Annotated in this window: 1 protein-coding gene; it reads right to left on the bottom strand. The window is 79.5% G+C overall.

What is annotated here, in order from left to right; translation table 11 throughout:
- On the bottom strand, nt 1–557 hold a 557-nt coding region (locus tag DQW85_RS21675), incomplete at both ends, for a HEAT repeat domain-containing protein (RefSeq protein ID WP_205315293.1).

Here is a 557-nt window from a genome sequence, read left to right on the forward strand (position 1 = left end):
CGCGCGGTCCGCCGCCGCGAGGCAGCGGGCCGCGCCGACCCGCACCTGCCAGGCGGGGTCCGCCAGCCCCTGTACGGCCCGCGCCTCCAGCGGTGTGCCGACCGTGCCGGAGGACTCCAGGGCGGCCGCCCTGACCAGCGGGTCGTGGTCACGGGCGAGGACCGCGAGGGCGGGCGACGGCTTGCCGATGAGGCCGAGGCCCTTGGCCACCCACACGCGCACCTCCCGGGAGGGGTCCGCCGCGGCGGCGGCCACCAGGTCGGCCTCGTCGAGTGAGACCAGGCCGCGGATCGCCTCGATGCGCACCCGGTGGTCGGCATCGTCCACACCCGCCCGGAACGTGGCGCTGTCGCCGAGCCGGAGCGCGCGCAGCACGTCGAGCGCCGTGGCCCGGACGAGGGCGTCGGTTCCGGCGAGCCGCCCGGTCAGTGCCGCGCCGAGCTCGGGGGTGGCGGGCAGCACCTCGACCAGTTCCCTGAGGCCGGTGGCCGCGGCCCGCCGTACCGTGCCGTGCCCGTCGGCGAGTGCGGCGACCAGCGCGGCGCCCGCGCCCGCCG

Origin of the sequence: Nonomuraea lactucae, assembly GCF_003313395.1 — a bacterium.
Lineage (GTDB): Bacteria > Actinomycetota > Actinomycetes > Streptosporangiales > Streptosporangiaceae > Nonomuraea > Nonomuraea lactucae.